Source organism: Roseixanthobacter glucoisosaccharinicivorans (assembly GCF_043195095.2).
Taxonomy (GTDB): domain Bacteria; phylum Pseudomonadota; class Alphaproteobacteria; order Rhizobiales; family Xanthobacteraceae; genus NCEH01.
Genome location: NZ_CM195538.1, coordinates 624,895 through 640,401, shown reverse-complemented (window position 1 = coordinate 640,401; position 15,507 = coordinate 624,895). Strand labels below are relative to the sequence as shown.

At 67.3% G+C, this 15,507-nt stretch carries 14 protein-coding genes; 2 read left to right on the top strand and 12 right to left on the bottom strand.

Annotated elements, in window-relative coordinates; translation table 11 throughout:
• Positions 1-114: 114 nt before the first annotated feature.
• Together V5F78_RS02760 and V5F78_RS02755 are read left to right on the top strand one after the other, a co-directional pair.
• Positions 115-723, top strand: a complete 609-nt coding sequence (locus V5F78_RS02760; protein WP_509276542.1) for an invasion associated locus B family protein — start codon at positions 115-117, stop codon at positions 721-723.
• A gap of 167 nt (positions 724-890) precedes the next feature.
• Positions 891-1,604, top strand: coding sequence for a SapC family protein (locus V5F78_RS02755; protein ID WP_394066755.1), 714 nt, complete (start codon positions 891-893; stop codon positions 1,602-1,604).
• A 97-nt stretch (positions 1,605-1,701) separates the two neighbouring features.
• Here V5F78_RS02755 and V5F78_RS02750 read toward each other — a convergent pair whose 3' ends face one another.
• The 12 genes from V5F78_RS02750 to V5F78_RS02695 form a co-directional block, all read right to left on the bottom strand.
• A complete protein-coding gene (locus tag V5F78_RS02750) occupies positions 1,702-2,709 on the bottom strand; it encodes a helix-turn-helix domain-containing protein (RefSeq protein WP_394066757.1) in 1,008 nt (335 codons plus the stop codon).
• Positions 2,710-2,952: 243 nt separating this feature from the next.
• A complete protein-coding gene (locus V5F78_RS02745; RefSeq protein ID WP_394066759.1) occupies positions 2,953-3,918 on the bottom strand; it encodes a hydroxymethylglutaryl-CoA lyase in 966 nt (321 codons plus the stop codon).
• A gap of 11 nt (positions 3,919-3,929) precedes the next feature.
• On the bottom strand, positions 3,930-5,207 hold the full coding sequence (locus V5F78_RS02740) for a CaiB/BaiF CoA transferase family protein (RefSeq protein WP_445322277.1): 1,278 nt from the start codon (positions 5,205-5,207) through the stop codon (positions 3,930-3,932).
• 81 nt (positions 5,208-5,288) lie between these two features.
• On the bottom strand, positions 5,289-6,341 hold the full coding sequence (locus V5F78_RS02735) for a LysR family transcriptional regulator (RefSeq protein ID WP_394066761.1): 1,053 nt from the start codon (positions 6,339-6,341) through the stop codon (positions 5,289-5,291).
• A gap of 177 nt (positions 6,342-6,518) precedes the next feature.
• Positions 6,519-6,644 carry a hypothetical protein gene (locus V5F78_RS02730; RefSeq protein ID WP_394066763.1) on the bottom strand — a complete coding sequence of 42 codons (126 nt, stop codon included), beginning with the start codon at positions 6,642-6,644 and terminating at the stop codon, positions 6,519-6,521.
• 145 nt (positions 6,645-6,789) lie between these two features.
• Positions 6,790-8,799: a transketolase gene (gene tkt / locus V5F78_RS02725; protein WP_394066765.1), complete on the bottom strand. Its 2,010-nt coding sequence runs from the start codon at positions 8,797-8,799 to the stop codon at positions 6,790-6,792.
• A gap of 57 nt (positions 8,800-8,856) precedes the next feature.
• Complete coding sequence (locus tag V5F78_RS02720) at positions 8,857-10,725, bottom strand: TRAP transporter large permease (RefSeq protein ID WP_394066766.1); 1,869 nt, start codon at positions 10,723-10,725, stop codon at positions 8,857-8,859.
• Between the two features lie 9 nt (positions 10,726-10,734).
• Positions 10,735-11,748 carry a TRAP transporter substrate-binding protein gene (locus V5F78_RS02715; RefSeq protein WP_394016230.1) on the bottom strand — a complete coding sequence of 338 codons (1,014 nt, stop codon included), beginning with the start codon at positions 11,746-11,748 and terminating at the stop codon, positions 10,735-10,737.
• Positions 11,749-11,790: 42 nt separating this feature from the next.
• Positions 11,791-12,654: an alpha/beta fold hydrolase gene (locus V5F78_RS02710; protein ID WP_394066768.1), complete on the bottom strand. Its 864-nt coding sequence runs from the start codon at positions 12,652-12,654 to the stop codon at positions 11,791-11,793.
• A 24-nt stretch (positions 12,655-12,678) separates the two neighbouring features.
• Positions 12,679-13,554 carry an NAD(P)-dependent oxidoreductase gene (locus V5F78_RS02705; protein WP_394066770.1) on the bottom strand — a complete coding sequence of 292 codons (876 nt, stop codon included), beginning with the start codon at positions 13,552-13,554 and terminating at the stop codon, positions 12,679-12,681.
• A complete protein-coding gene (locus tag V5F78_RS02700; protein WP_394066772.1) occupies positions 13,551-14,612 on the bottom strand; it encodes a transketolase family protein in 1,062 nt (353 codons plus the stop codon). Before V5F78_RS02700 ends, V5F78_RS02705 begins: the two co-directional genes overlap by 4 nt.
• On the bottom strand, positions 14,609-15,448 hold the full coding sequence (locus V5F78_RS02695; protein ID WP_394066773.1) for a transketolase: 840 nt from the start codon (positions 15,446-15,448) through the stop codon (positions 14,609-14,611). Before V5F78_RS02695 ends, V5F78_RS02700 begins: the two co-directional genes overlap by 4 nt.
• Positions 15,449-15,507 lie beyond the last annotated feature (59 nt).

Sequence of the window (15,507 nt, the reverse complement as noted above, 5' to 3'; positions counted from 1 at the left end):
GGTGGCCCCACCGCCTCCGCTCGCCATCAAGGCGATCACCCACCACGCGGCAGGCCGGGGCGCACCGCCCCTGCCGGCCCGGTTTCCTTCCGTTCCAAGGTACGTAGAGCAAAAATGATGCGTTCATTTCCCCTCGCCGCCCGCGCGGTCTTGATGATCGCCGGCGTACTGGGCGGCGGCTTGCTCGCCGAGGGTCAGTCCGCCCACGCCCAGTCCACGCAGGCCCAGCCGGCACAGTCCGCGCGTCCCGCCCCAACGACCCCGCCCGCGGCAGCCGCCGACCCTTCCCAACCCGCCGCAACGACCGCTACCTATCAGGACTGGCTGATGCGCTGCGTGGCCCAGGCCGACAAGGCGCGCACCTGCGAGGTGGTTCAGAACCTGCAGGTTCAGGGCCAGGGGGTGGTCGCAAGCATCGCCGTCGGGCGCACCGATCCCAAGGCCGGCATGAGCCTCGTCATCCAATTGCCCCAGGGCGTGTGGCTGCCGGCCGGCGTCAAGTTTCAAGTGAGCGAGAAGGCCAAGCCGCTCCAGCTCGAATTCAAGAAGTGCGCCCAGGCCTGCGTCGCCGAAGTCCAGCTTGACAGCGCAAGCGTCCAGGCCATGAAATCCGCCACGGAGCCCGGTAGCTTCACCTTCGAGGACGGCGCCCGCCACGCCGCGACGTTGCCGGTCTCCTTCAAGGGCTTCGGTCCGGCACTCGACGCCAGCATCAAGCCCTGAGACAGCCGGGAACCGTTCGCACGCCGTCCCGTCCGGACAATGCTCCACTCCGCCGACGCGGGCCCAGCGCCCCGCCGGTACCCAACAGGAAGGTCGAACCCTTGACGAGTCTGGACCAAGCGCGATCCCCCGCCTCTCTCCCGCTCTTCTATCGGAGCCCCACGCTTTTGCGCAGCCACGAGCATTCCGCTCTCGGCGTGCGGCGCGGGGCGAACTTCCACTTTGCCGCCGCCGCAACGGCGGTGCCCTTGGTGCTCAGCGAATTCGCATTTGCCGGGCGCGCCTATCCGATCGTGTTCGCGAATGACGACGGCGCCATGCCGCTGGCTGTGACCGGCACGCAAGCCGGGCAGAATCTGTTCGTCGAAGCCGATGGCGGCTGGCGCGCCGGCGCATATATTCCCGGCTATGTCCGACGCTACCCGTTCATCGGCATGACCTCCGAGGCCGGCGGACCCACCATGCTCGGCATCGACATCGCCAGCGACCGCGTCATCGCGGAAGGCGATGGGGAGGCGGACAGTCTGTTCGATGCGGCCGGCGGCCCAACTTCCGCCGGACAGGCGGCGATGGCCCTATGTGACGCCTATGCGGTGGACCACGCCCGGACGCTGGCCTTCGCCCAGGCGCTGAAGGCAAATGGATTGCTCGAAGAGCGCTCGGCCCAGGTGGACTATGCGGACGCCGGAAAGGCCGTGGTGCAAGGATTTCAGGTGGTGAACGAGGCGGCGTTCCGCGCCCTGCCCGCACCTGTGGTGGTGGAATTCCACGCCAAGGGCTGGCTCGAGCTGATCACGCTCCACCTGGCCTCGCAATTGTCTTGGCAGCTCCTTGTCGACGCCGGGTTCGCGCGTCGCCAGGCGTCGTCCCAAAACGCCTGAACCCATCCCGCCGCCGCGACGCAGCGCTGGCAAGGCTCCAGGCTGCGAGCGGCGGCAGACGACCTTCGGGCGATCCGGCCCCCATCACAGGGCGACTTCATCCGCGCCTGGCGCGAGAGGCCGCCAGGGTTGCGGTGGGATATTCGCCGAACTTTTCCCGATAGAGTTTGGAAAACGTTCCAAGATTGGAAAAGCCGAAGGTCAGCGCGGCCGTGGTGACATTGGTCTCGGCCCCTTTCGCCAGAAGCAGATCGCGGGCCGCATTCAGACGCTCATTGCGAATCCAGGTTACCGGCGAACAGCCGAAATGCCGCTGAAAGCCGTATTGCAGACTGCGGGCGGACAAGCCGCTCACCATCTCAAGATCGGTCAAGGTGATACGGCGGCTGAGATTGGCGAGAACATAGTCGCAGGCGCGTTCCACCCATTCGTCTTCGAGGGTCCGCGCCGCCTTTCCTTCACCTTCGCCGAAGAGCTGGTCGCGCAGCAGCATGCCGCAGATCGCACGATAGAAGGTTTCGTCGACGCCGATTTTCGCCGCCAGCTCGCCCGAAAGGTTACAGGCCTCCAGCAAATTGCAGGCACTGCGCACCATAAGATCGAAGTTCACGCCACCTACATTGAGCGGCAGCACGGTCGGGTTGCCCAGGTCCAGCTTGATCTCGTCCTGGCCCAGCATCGTGCGCGCGGTGTGCAGCAAGCGTCGCCGGTCGATGCTGGCAACAAGGACCGAACGATTGTTGCCCTCGCCGACCCTTTCGCCCTCCGGCGCCAGCAATGCGTCCGTGGCGACATTGCACAGGATCTCCTTGCCATTCACCTTGGAATGGATTGGCCCGCCATCCATCGGCATGAAAAACGAAAATTCGTCGGTCTCAACCCGGGTCCGGATCGGCGTATGCGACATACAGACAAGCTTTAAGCCATTGATGACCGAGAACGATTGCTGAATAGCGAAGGCGGAGGCATCGCCGATCGCATCGTATTCCGCGTTCCAACCGAATACGCGCTCGACCTGATACTGCATTCGCTGAAGCGATCGCGAATGCATCTTACCGCGATTGCCGAACGCCAAGCGGCGAAGTTGGGGCGCATGTGCAGCCATGTGCGGTGTCTCACGAGGTTCGTCGCCGGCGGATCACGGAGCCACATGCTCAGGTCGGTAGCCGCCTACTTGAACGTAAGTTTTGCGCGGAACGTAAGGGCACGCCAAGTTGCTTTTGCATTTAAAAACCTCCGCCCCCCAATTTTGTGTGGCCGGAGCGGGCGGTGCGCCCGTTTCCACGCGAAGCATCTGGGCGCACGCGCTTTTCCCGGCGGATCACACTCTCAAGAACGCGTTCGCCGATCAGATGGTTTCACCCTGGTCGCTCTCGGAATCGAGAAGGGCGTCGGCCGCGAGCTTCTGGCCGTCGCGCGCCGCCCCGCGGCGGGCGCGCACAAGGCGGATATGCCCACCCGTCTGCCCACCCTCCAGGCTTTCGGCGAGAGCCGCCGCCTCGAGCAGCGGGCCGAGCGCGACGCCGGTCGAGAGGCCTGACTTCTCGAACAGGAACACCAGGTCCTCCGTGGCGATATTGCCGGTTGCGCCGGGCGCGAACGGACAGCCACCGAGGCCACCCACCGCCGCGTCGAACACCCTGACGCCTTCCTGATAGGCGGCGAGCGAGCTGGCGAGGCCGAGGCCGTAGGTGTCATGCGCGTGATAGGCCCAGGCGCGCGCGCCGAACCGCTCGGCGCAAGCCCTGAACACATTCGCCACCTGCACGGGGATGGCCTTGCCGGTCGTGTCGCACAGACAGATCTCGGCGCGCGGCGCCATCTCCAGCACCTGCGCGACGATGTCGAGCACCCGCTCGGGCGGTGTCGTCCCCTCGAAGGGGCAGTCGAAGGCGGTGGCAAGGTTGAAGCGGAAGCGGCCCTGAGGCTTGAGATCGCTCAGAAGCGCGCGCATCTCCGCGAGCGACGCCTCGACGCTGCGCCGCACATTGCTCTGATTGTGGGACGGGCTCGCCGAAATCACATAGACGAGGTTGTCGACACCGGCGGCCAGCGCCAGCTCGGCGCCGCGCAGATTGGGCACGAGAACCGAGAGTTCGAGCCGCCGGTCGTCACGCAGGGCGGCCAGCACCTCGCGGATGTCGCACATCTGCGGCAGCGCGGTGGGGCTGACGAAGGAGCCGATCTCGATGCGCCGCAGGCCGCTGTCGGCAAGCTTGCGCGCGAGTGCGATCTTGGTCTGCGTGGGAATGAAGGGTTTGACGGCCTGGAAGCCGTCGCGCGGGCCCACTTCGACAATGCTGACGTTGTCCATGCGCGCCTCCTTCACACGATGCCGTCGGCGCGCAGCTTGCCGACCGCAGCAGCATCGAGCCCGAGGAGCTGCGACAGGACCTCTTCGGTATGGGCGCCAAGGGCCGGGCCAGGCTCGGCGACCTTCGGCGAGACGCCGTCGAACTGCGGGACGATCCCGGGGTGAAGCAGCGGGCCGAACTGGGCATCCTCCACCTGCTGGATCATGCCGCGGGCATCGAAGTGGGGATCCTGGACGCAATCGGCGATGGTGTAGATGATGCTCGCCGGCACGTCGCTGGCCTCCAGCTTCTCCACCGCCGCGCGGGCCGGCTGGCCGATCGCCCAGGCGGCGATCAGCGTATCGAGTTGGGCGACATTTGCGACGCGGCTCCAATTGGTGGCGTAGCGCGGATCGTCGGCCAGCTCCGGCCGGCCGATGAGGTCCATCAGGCGGCGGAAAATGCGGTCCGAATTGCCGGCGATGCAGATCCAGCTTCCATCCGCGCAGCGATAGGCGTTGGACGGTGCGGTGGAGGGCAGCATGGAGCCGGCCGGTTGGCGCACCACGCCGAGCTTGCTGTATTCCGGCAAGCAGCCTTCCATGAGGCTGAACACCGCCTCGTAGAGGGCGACGTCCACCAGCTGGCCCGAGCGCGTCTTGCGCACGTCGCGCTGATAGATGGCGGCAAGCAGGCCGACCACGCCATAGATCCCCGCAAGGCTGTCGGCGAGGCTCACCCCGGTGCGCACCGGCGGCAGATCCACCGCCCCGTCCGGGGGATAGGCCGTGAGATGGCGAATGCCGCCCATGGCCTCGCCGATGACGCCGAACGAAACCTTGTCGCGATAGGGACCATTTTGGCCGAAGCCGGAAATGCGCACCAGGATGCAGTCGGGATTGACCGCCTTGATCTCCTGCGGGCCGAGGCCCCAGCGCTCCAGCTGGCCGGGGCGGAAATTCTCGATCACCGCATCGGCCTCGGCGATGAGCTTGAGCGCGATGTCGCGCCCGGCGGGCGATTTCAGATCGAGCGTGATGCACTTCTTGTGGCGGGCGTGAACCGACCACCAGAGGGAATTGCCCTCCACCGCTATGCCCCAGCCACGGGCCGGGTCTCCGCCCTCGGGCGGCTCCACCTTGATGATCTCGGCGCCGAGATCGGCCAGGAGACGGGTCGCGAACGGGCCGGCGATGAAATGCCCGAGCTCGATCACCCGCAGCCCCGCCAAGGGACCTGCGGGCGCGGTGCCGGCCTGTGTGCCCGTCGTGTCCGCCTCGATGCCGTCGCCCATGGGTTTTTCCAGCATGACCCTCGCCTTCATATTGGCCCCGGGCATCACCGGCCCGGCCTGTTCGGGCGGAACAGTCCAGGAATCGGGATGCGGCGGCTATCGTTGTTTGGAGACGCCCTGCATATCCATCGGAGATCTCTGCCGCGAAGCGGGCACGGCCTGTGGCGGCGGCGCCTTCGCGTCCTCGGCGCGCGGTGCGGGCGCGAGGCATTCGATCAGGGCGCGGGCCACCATGGGCAGGGATTTATAATCCCGATAGCCCAGCAGCAGCGAGCGGGTGGCCCAGGGCTCATCCAGGGCGATCGCGGTGAACATGCCCGTGCTCAGATAGGGCGTCACCGAGCCTTCCGGGAGCACGGCGAGGCCGAGCCCCGCCTCCACCATGCGGCGGATGCCGTCGAAGCTCAGCACATTGACGCGCACCTTGAGGCGGATGCCAGCGGCGCGCGCCTCCTCGACCAGCTTACTCTGGAGCGAACTGCCGAGCTGGAGGCCCACCTGATCATAATCCGCCAGATCCACCAGCTTCACCGTCTCGCGGCCGGCCAGGGGATGCGCCGGGTGCACGATCACCATGAGCGTGTCCCGCCGGTAGACCCGGGCCTCAAGGTCCGGATTGGCCACATGGTCGGAGAAGATGCCGATGTCGGTAAAGCCGTCGCGAATGGCGTCGATCACCACCTGGCTCGACGCCTCGCGCAGCTCGACCTTCACTTCGGGAAAGCTGGCGGCATAGGCGGCGATATCCTCGGGCAGGAATTGCGTAATGGCCGACGTGGTGGCCCAGATGCGCACCTGGCCGCGCACACCATTGGCGTATTCGCTCAGCTCCGCGTCCAGGTCCTCCAGCATGCGCAGGATGCGCTTGACATGGCGGAACATGGCAAAGCCGGCGGGCGTGGGCTCAACGCCGTCCTTGGTGCGGTAGAGCAGCGTGATGCCGATGCGCCCTTCGAGATCGGAAATGCGCTTGCTCACCGCGGACGCCGCGATGGCATTGACGCGGGCGGCCTGGGCGATGTTCGCCTGCTCCACAACGGATGCGAACAGGCGCAGCGACGTGATATCGAAATGGGTCAAACGGGATTTCCCGGCGATGGCCGTCGCCAACAGCCGCCGATCGAGTTCGGTTCCTTCTTCCAGATTCATTTAGCCGCCTCCATCGTACAATGGAAAGAGCCTGCCCGGCAGAACCGCAGCGCCAGGTCCTCACCTCGCGCATACGGCGGCACGCTGCGGCCGCGGTTTCTCGCCGAGATCCGCCTCAGCAGCGTATCGCTCGCCAGCAGGTCCGTCGCGGTGCCTTCGGCGGTGATGCGCTCTGTCTCAGCACGTACGCCCCGTGAGCGCGCGGCTGATGGCGACCATCTGCTGCTCGCCGCTGGACAGCGTGCCGGCCAGTTGGACCCGCCGCTCCTTCAGGCGCGAGAATATGCCGTAATAGCGCTCCATGTCGTGGGCGAGTTCGATCGGCGGGAGGCCGAGGACGAGGGCGCCGAGTACCAGGTTGACGATGCCAAGCGGTCCGGTTTTCGGGTCTCACCTCTGGTTGCTTACGCCGTCACCGGAGAGATCAAGACCCGACACGCGGGTGAGATCAGAGCCGGGTCCGTGCGGCGTCTACCACCGCTTCGACGGTGATGCCGAAATGGCGGAATAACGCATCGCCCGGCCCAGAGGCGCCGAAGCCGCTCATTCCCACGAAGCCGCCATCCAGGCCGATCCAGCGCTCCCAGCCGAATTGCACCGCCGCTTCCACGCCGACGCGCACCGTGCCGGGACCGAGCACCTTGGACCGATAGGCGAGGTCTTGCCCGGCGAAGATTTCCCAGCATGGCATGGAGACGACGGCGGTCGGCACGCCCTCCGCCTGCAGAATATCGCGTGCCGCGAGCGCGAGCGCGACCTCCGAGCCGGTGGCGAGCAGCGTCACCCGGCGTGCGCCGCCCTCGCCCTCCGCCAGCACATAGGCGCCGCGCGCCGAGCGGTTCTCGCCGGCATCGCGGCGCAGCGGCGGCAAGGCTTGGCGGGAGCAGATCATGGACGACGGACCGTGCCGGCGAGCCAGCGCGAGCTGCCAGCATTCAACGGTTTCCACGGCATCGGCGGGGCGAAACACCGCCATGTTGGGGATGGCGCGGAGGGAGGCGAGGAACTCCACCGGCTGGTGGGTCGGCCCGTTCTTGCCGATGCCGATGCTGTCATGGCTGTAGATGGTGATGACCGGCAGCTCCATGAGCGCCGCCATGCGCAGCGGCGGGCGCATATAGTCGGAGAAGACGAGATAGGTGGCGCCCAGCGGCACGACGCCGCCATGGGCCACCATGCCATTCATCATGGCGCCCATGGCATGTTCGCGGATGCCGTAGTGCAGATAGCGCCCAGCCGGGTTGCGCGCCGTGAAGGCGGCAAGGCCGCGCTTGCAATTGGTGGGGCCTTCGAGGTCCGGCGCACCGGGCAGAAGCTCGGGGATCGAGCTGGCGAGGAGATCGACGATGTCGGCCGTGGACTGGTTGGAGGATTGGATGGGCGCCTCGGCTGCAAGCTTCGCGGCATGGCCCGCGAGCGCCTCGCTCCAGCCCTCCGGAAGCGCGCCGCGCATCAGGCGCTCGAACAGGCGACGCCTCTCCTGCGGCAGGGCGGCGACGCGCGCCTGCCAGCCCTCGTAGGCCGAGCGGTTGCGCAGCGCGACCCCCGCATGCCAAGCCGCAGCCACATCCTGTGGCACCTCGAACGGGCCGTGGGTCCAGCCGGCGGCGGTACGGGCCGCGGCGACGTCCTCGGGGAACACCCGCCCGCCATGGGCGCCGCGCTGGCCTTCAAGGCGCGGCAGGCCTTTGCCGATGGTGGTCGAACAGGCGATGAGCGTCGGGCGCGGATCACCGCCGGCGAGATGCAAGGCGGCGGAAACCGCCTCGACATCGTGGCCGTCCGCGTCGATCACCTGCCAGCCCGCGACACGGAAGCGCGCGCGCACGTCCTCGGAGAGGGCGAAGTCGATGACGCCGTCGTCGGTCATGCGATTGTCGTCCCACAGGAAGCACAGCTTCCGCAGGCCGAGATGACCGGCGAGCGAGATCACCTCGTGGGCGATCCCCTCCATGAGGCAGCCATCGCCGACCAGCGCATAGGTGCGATGGTCCACGACATCCGCGCCGAAGGTGGCGGAAAGCCAGGCTTCCGCCACCGCCATGCCCACGGCGTTCGCGATGCCCTGCCCCAACGGGCCGGTCGTGACCTCGACGCCGAGTTCCGACGCCCGCTCGGGATGGCCGTGGGTCGAGCTGCCAAGCTCGCGGAAGCGGCGAATCTCCTCGATGGGCATGCCGGCGTAGCCCGAAAGATGGAGCGCGGCATAGAGGAGCATGGACCCATGGCCGTTCGAGAGCACGAAGCGGTCGCGATCCGGCCAGGTGGGGTCCGCCGGATTGCACTTGAGGTGGCGGGTGAAGAGCGCGGTGGCGACCTCCGCCCCGCCGAGGGGCGCGCCGGGATGGCCGTCCTCGGCCTTGGCGATGGCGTCGAGGGCGAGAAAGCGGATGGCGTCGGCCATTCGGCGCGCGGAGGTGCCGGCTTCGGCGAAGCCGGAGGACGGAATCAGGGACATGGGCGCACGACCTTGCATGGCACCGAGGCCGCGCCCCGGCGGTTCAGTAAAGGGACCTCAGGACAGGAAGCCGATGGAAATCCAAGGCACCGCCGCGACCAGGGCGAGGCCTAAAAGCAGCGCGACCATGTAGCCCCACAGCGGCTTGATGCCCTCCGTGGGATTGACCTGGCCGATGGCGCAGGCAGCGTAATAGCCAACCCCGAACGGGGGCACGAACAGGCCGACGCCCATCGCCAGGATGATGACCATGGCGTAGTGCACCTCGTGGATGCCGAGGTTCTTGGCGATGGGGAAGACGAGCGGGGCGAACAGCACCACAGCGGGGATTCCTTCCAGCACGCTGCCGAGCACCACGAAGGTGATGATGGACACCAGCAGGAACACCGGCGCGCCGCCCGGCAGGCTCCCCATGGCGGCGGCAAGATCGCGCGAGAAGCCGGACTGGGTGAGACACCAGGCCACCGCCGTCGCGGCAGCGATGATGAACAGGATCGCCCCGGAGAGGGCCGCCGTATCCACCAGCATCCGCAACATGCGGCCCCAGTTGAACTCGCGATAGATCAGCAGGCCCACCAGAACCGAATAGGCGATGCCGAGGGTGGAGACCTCCGTGGCGGTGGCGACACCTTCCACCACCGCGGTGCGGATGATGAAGGGGAGCGCGAGCGCCGGCAGCGCCAGCACGAACGCCCGCAGGATTTCTCCTCGCGTGGCGCGCCGCACGCCGGAGAGATCCTCGTGGCGATAGCGCCGCCAGACCAGCGTGCACAGGGCAAGGCCGCAGACCAGGGCCGGCAGCAGCCCGCCGATGAACAGGGAGGCGATGGAAACGCTGGTGACCGAGCCGATGGTGATCAGAACGAGGCTCGGCGGGATCGTCTCGGTCTGCGCGCCGGTTGCGGCGAGCAGGGCCACGAGGTCGCCGGGCTTGGCGCCGCGCTTCTTCATCTCCGGGAACAGGGCCGGCGCGACCGCGGCCATATCGGCCGTCTTGGACCCGGAAATGCCCGAGACCAGATACATGGCGGCGACCAGCACATAGGACAGGCCGCCCCGCACATGGCCCAGCAGGGTCGCGAGGAAATTCACCATGGCCCGCGCCATGCCGGTCAATTCCATCAGCATGCCGAGCAGCACGAACAGCGGCACGGCCAGCAGAAGCAGATGCGACATGCCCTCGTCCAGCCGGCCGGCGATCACGGTCAAGGGGCGGCCGGTGCCGAGCGCGACATAGCTCAGCGCCGCAAGCCCGAACACGAAGGCGATGGGAATGCCGCTGAGCACGCCCATGGCCACGAACACAACGAAGAAGAGAACAAGGTTCCAATTGCCGAGGGAGAGGATCAGCGGCCGCGCGGCAAGGGCCACGCCCACCAGCGCCGCCGCCAGAACCACCGCCACCGCAAAATCGCGCAGAGTGCCGAGCCGCGCGACTCGCATCAGCCCGAAGAACAGGATCAGCGCGAGCCCGATGGGAAGCCCCGACGCCCGCCAGGCGACGGGGACTTCCAGGGCCGGCGTGACGACGGCCATCTCGTCCACCGCATATTCGATTGCATGGGGCAGCAGCACCACCACCAGCACGAGGCAGGCGACCAGCGCGACGATTTCGAGCCGCGAGCGCGTCCTGGCGGGCGATGCGTCGGCCAGGGCGCCCATGCGCATGTGCTGGCCCCGGTGGAAGGCCAGCACCGCTCCGAACATGGAGAGCCAGAGGAACAGCATGGAAGCGAGTTCATCCGACCAGACCAGCGGCTCGTTCCACACGTAGCGCGACAGCACGCCAGCGAAGAGCACGAGGACCTCGGCAAGCACCAGGGCGCCCGCGATCCATTCGACGACGCGCACCACCCCCGCCTCCAGCAGAACCAGAGGGGCGGGAAGCACGCCGCCGGTGGCGGTGGAGTGAGGTGATGCGGCCATCCCCGCGCCTCAGATCAGCTTGCCAGAGGAAGCCTCAAGCAGTCCCCAGGCTTCCTCGCCGAAGCGTCCCTTCCATTCAGTGTAGAATGTGGAATCCTGCAGCTTCTTGCGGAACAGCGAGGTATCGACGGTGATGAATTCGAGCCCCTTGGCCGTCAGCGCGGACTGAAGCTCGCCATTCAGCTTCTCGACATCCGCACGCTGCTTGAGAGCCGCGGCATTGACGGTCTTCGTGATGATGTCGCGGGTCGCGGCGGGCATGGCCTCGAAGTTCTTGCGGTTGGCGAGAAACCAGAAGCCGTCCCACATATGGTTGGTGAGGGAGAGATACTTCTGCACTTCATACATCTTGGCGAAGTAGATCCCCGCGAGCGGGTTCTCGAGGCCGTCCGCAACGCGGGTCTGCAGCGCGGAATAAGTCTCGCCCCACGGGATGGAGGTGGGGGATGCGCCCAGCGATTTGAAGAGTGACGTCCAGAGCGGAGAAGGCGGGACGCGGATTTTGAAGCCGCTCAGGTCGTCGGGGGTGCGGATCGGCCGGGACAGCGAGGTGGTCTGGCGGAAGCCGTTGTCCCACATGGTGTCGAACGCGATGAGATTGGCCTTCGCGAACGCCTTCACGATATGCTGGCCAAGCGGCCCGTCCACCGCCTTCCAGACCTGCGGATAGTCGGAAAAGGCGAACCCCACGCCGGTGATGGAGGCGACCGGTACAAGGGTCGCCACGATCAGGCCGGTCTGCGCGAAGAAATCGAGGGCACCCGAGCGAAGCTGGCTCAGCATGTCCGCATCGGTGCCGAGCTGGCTCGCGGGAAACACCTGGATCTCGACCCGCCCGTCGGTGAGTTTCTCGATTTCCTTGCTGGCCTCGGTCATGCGCGTGTTCAGCGGATGATCGACCGGCATGATGTTGGCGAACTTGAGCCGGAACTCGGGAGCAGCCGAAACGATGGCGGGCATCGCCAGGCTCGCGCCGAGCGCGGCCGAGCCGGCAAGCAGGGTACGGCGGGTCATGATTGGCATGGTGTTCCTCCCGGTTGTTTTTGTTGATCGCGATTTCTTCCTCTACTTCGCGGCGATCTTCGCGAAGAATTTGCGGAGCTGGTCGGCGATGAAGTCCGGCGCCTCCTCGGCCACCCAATGGCCGCAGTCGGGGATCAGCCCGCCGGTGACGTCCTCAGCCAGGCGGCTCAGCGATTCATAGGTTTCCATGCCCCGGCCGAAGCTGCTGTCGCCGCCGAGGGCGAGCACGGGCATCTTCAGCTTGCCGTTGCGGGCGACGATCTCGGCATTGTCGCGCGCGTCCTGGGGGAAGGCGCGGTAATAGGCCAGCAGGGCGCGGAACCCGCCCAGCCGGCTGTAGGTGCGGTGATATTCGGCCCGGTCCTCGGGCGGGATCACGTTCGGCCGCCGGCCGTAATTGTCGAACAGCCAGTCGATGACCATGTGCTCGCGGCCGGCGCACAACGCCTCCGGCAGGTCGAGCGTGCGGAAGAAGGGATGGTGCCAGCGGCGCCCGCCCTGGGACATTTCGGCGCCGTCTCCCGGGATCGCGACATCAAGGATCGCCAGCCCGCGCACCGCCTCGGGATGCTGGGCGGCGAGCGCGAAGGCGACGGGGCCGCCCCAATCGTGGCCCACCAGGAAGAACCGGTCGAGGCCCAGCTTGCCATGGACCAGTTCCCAGATGTCCGCCGCAACCGTGCGCTTGTCGTACCCCGTCGCCGGGCGGGAGGAATCGCCGAGCCCGCGCAGGTCCGGCGCGATGATGGAATAGCGATCTGCAAGCTGCGGGATGACCCGCAGCCATTCGTGCGCGCTCTGCGGAACTCCGTGCAGGAGAACCACGGGATCGCCCTGGCCGGCGGTGAGGTAGTGCAGCGTAACCTCGGAGAGGTCGGCGAAATGGTGCTGGACGTCGATTGTCATTGCCAATTCCTTGCGATGCGGCGTTCAGGCTCCGCGCAGGCGCCGGTAGGCTTCGATCACCTGGCTGTCGTCCTGCGCGCCCTTGCCCTGGCCGGAAACGGCGAGAAACATCTGGTGCGCCGCTGCCGCCAGCGGCAATGCGGCCCGCGCGTCGCTGCCCGCGGCGAGGACGATGCCGAGGTCCTTGACGAAGATGTCCACCGCGCTGGTCACGATGGGGTCCTGCTCCAGCATGCGGGGGCCACGGTCCCGCAGCATCCAGCTCGACGCCGCCGAGGCGGAAACGATGTCGAGCGCGACCGCAGGCGCGACGCCGGCCTTCTCCGCCAGGGACATGGCCTCCGCCGCCGCGGCGAGATGCACGCCGCACAGGAGCTGGTTGATGGTCTTGGCCATCGCCCCCTGCCCCGCCGTCTCGCCCACATGGATGAGCTTGCCACCCATGGCTTCCAGGAGCGGGCGCAGGCGCTCGAAGGTCGCCTGCGGGGCCGCCGCCATGACGGAGAGCGTCCCTGCGGCGGCGCCAACGACGCCGCCGGAAACCGGCGCATCGAGGAAAGGGCGGCCTGTGGCTTCCACCCGCTCGGCGATGCGGGCGACGGCCTGCGGCGGGCAGGTCGCCATGAGCACCACCGTTGCATCTGGCGGCAAGGCATCGAGCGCCCCGCCGACGAACAGCACATCCTCGGCCTGGGACGCGTTGATGACCATCAGCACCAGCACGTCGGCATCGCGCGCCGCGTCGGCGGCACTGTGGGCCGCCGTGCCGCCGGCCGCGACGAGGGTTTCCACCGGCTCCGGGCGGCGGTCGTAGGCGCGCACCGGAAAACCGGCCTTCAGGAGATTGGACGCCATCGGCAGCCCCATGGCGCCGAGCCCGACGAAACCGACCCGGATCATGCGACAGCTCCCGTCTGAGCGTGATTAGTCTTGCCACTGACCCATGCCGAGATGCGCCTTGCCACCGCCTCGGTGGAAATGCCGTATCGGTCATGGAGGGTGGGCAGGGCTCCCGCATCCAGGAACGCGTCCGGCAGGCCGATCTGGCGGAAGGCCGGGGTCACGCCTGCGCGCATCAGCACGCCCGCCACCGCCTCGCCGAGCCCGCCGATGGTCGAATGATTCTCCGCCACGACCAGCAGACGGCCCGGCTTGCGTGCGGCTTCCAGGATCGCCGCCTCGTCGAGCGGCTTGATGGTGGGCACATGCAGCACGCCGACATCGATGCGGTCGGTGCGAAGGAGCTTGGCCGCCTCCAGCGCCCGCATGGTCATGAAGCCGGTGGACACCACCAGGACGTCGGCGCCGTCCTGCAACAGCTTGGCCTTGCCCAGCTCGAAGCGGTAGCCGTACTCATCCAGCACCAGGGGCACGTTGCCGCGCGGCAGCCGCATGTAGACCGGCCCGCGATGCGCCGCGACGGCAGGCACCATCTGCTCGATCTCGTGCGCGTCGCAGGGATCGACGATGGTGAGGTTCGGCATGCCGCGGAAGATCGCGATGTCCTCCGTCGCCTGGTGGCTCGGCCCGTAGCCCGTGGAGAGGCCTGGCAGCGCGCAGGCGATCTTCACGTCGAGATCCTCCTCGGCGATGGCCATGCAGATGAAGTCATAGGCCCGGCGCGAGGCGAACACCGCATAGGTGGTCGCGAACGGCATGAAGCCCTCGCGCGCGAAGCCCGCCGCGCTCGCCATCAGCAGCTGCTCGGCCATGCCCATCTGGTAGAAGCGGTCCGGATGCGCCTGGGCAAAGATGTGCAGGTCGGTATATTTGGCGAGATCCGCCGTGAGGCCGAGGATTTCCGGCCGGGTCTGAGCCAGCGCTGCGAGCGCGTGGCCGAACGGGGCCGGCTTGGTGCGCTGGCCTTCCGAGGCGAGCGAGGCGATCATGGCCGAGGTGGTCAGCCGCTCTCCGGCCGATGCCGGCCGCACCGGCTTCAGATACTTGTCGCGCTTCATGACGTCCTCCCCGCTTCGAGGGCCACGAAGGCCTGGGTCCATTCCTCGGGTTCCACCCGCAGGAAGTGATTGCGCTCGCGCGCTTCGAGAAAGGGCACGCCCTTCGCCATCTTTGTGTCGCAGATCACCAGGCGCGGCTTCTTGATGTCGGTGTGGCGCGCCGTGTCGAACGCCGCCACGAGCGCGGCGATGTCGTTGCCATCGACACGCTGGACGTGCCAGCCGAAGGCTTCGAACTTGGGGACCAGCGGCTCGAAATTGAGCACGCCGCGCGAAGGCCCGTCGGCCTGCATGTTGTTGACGTCGACGATGCCGATGAGGTTGTCGAGCGCATAGCTGCCGGCGGACATGGCCGCCTCCCATGTCGACCCCTCGTCCAGCTCTCCATCGGAAAACAGCGTGTAGACGAAGGACGCGGATTTCTTGTGCTTGAGGGCGAGGGCCATGCCGATGGCGATGGGCAGCCCGTGCCCGAGGGACCCGCCCGTGATCTCCATGCCCGGCGTATAGGCCGCCATGCCCGACATGGGCAGGCGGCTGTCGTCCGTGCCGTAGGTGTCGAGCTCGTCTTCGGGTAGGATTCCGGCCTCGATCAGCGCCGCATAGAGCGCGATGGCGTAATGGCCGATGGAGAGCAGGAAGCGGTCGCGCTCTTCCCATTCCGGCTGGTCCGGCCGGTAGTCCATGGCGTGGAAATAGGCGACCGCGAGAACGTCCGCGATGCCGAGCGCCTGGGCGATATAGCCCTGGCCTTGCACCTCGCCCATGCGCAGGGCGTTGCGGCGGATGCGGTAGGCGCGCTCCGCGATCGGTATGTTGTGCCCGAGCTGGTTCATGAAGGATCTCGTTCAGGAAAGCGGAAGCGGCCGCTCGACGGGGAGCGGACGCGGCTGCG

Coding starts and splice junctions, on each gene's coding strand:
- V5F78_RS02710 (WP_394066768.1), bottom strand. CDS start 12,654: ATGACAATCGACGTCCAGCACCATTTCGCCGACCTCTCCGAGGTTACG.
- V5F78_RS02705 (WP_394066770.1), bottom strand. CDS start 13,554: ATGATCCGGGTCGGTTTCGTCGGGCTCGGCGCCATGGGGCTGCCGATG.
- V5F78_RS02750 (WP_394066757.1), bottom strand. CDS start 2,709: ATGGCTGCACATGCGCCCCAACTTCGCCGCTTGGCGTTCGGCAATCGC.
- V5F78_RS02760 (WP_509276542.1), top strand. CDS start 115: ATGATGCGTTCATTTCCCCTCGCCGCCCGCGCGGTCTTGATGATCGCC.
- V5F78_RS02720 (WP_394066766.1), bottom strand. CDS start 10,725: ATGGCCGCATCACCTCACTCCACCGCCACCGGCGGCGTGCTTCCCGCC.
- tkt (WP_394066765.1), bottom strand. CDS start 8,799: ATGTCCCTGATTCCGTCCTCCGGCTTCGCCGAAGCCGGCACCTCCGCG.
- V5F78_RS02715 (WP_394016230.1), bottom strand. CDS start 11,748: ATGCCAATCATGACCCGCCGTACCCTGCTTGCCGGCTCGGCCGCGCTC.
- V5F78_RS02695 (WP_394066773.1), bottom strand. CDS start 15,448: ATGAACCAGCTCGGGCACAACATACCGATCGCGGAGCGCGCCTACCGC.
- V5F78_RS02745 (WP_394066759.1), bottom strand. CDS start 3,918: ATGGACAACGTCAGCATTGTCGAAGTGGGCCCGCGCGACGGCTTCCAG.
- V5F78_RS02700 (WP_394066772.1), bottom strand. CDS start 14,612: ATGAAGCGCGACAAGTATCTGAAGCCGGTGCGGCCGGCATCGGCCGGA.
- V5F78_RS02740 (WP_445322277.1), bottom strand. CDS start 5,207: ATGCTGGAAAAACCCATGGGCGACGGCATCGAGGCGGACACGACGGGC.
- V5F78_RS02735 (WP_394066761.1), bottom strand. CDS start 6,341: ATGAATCTGGAAGAAGGAACCGAACTCGATCGGCGGCTGTTGGCGACG.
- V5F78_RS02730 (WP_394066763.1), bottom strand. CDS start 6,644: ATGGAGCGCTATTACGGCATATTCTCGCGCCTGAAGGAGCGGCGGGTC.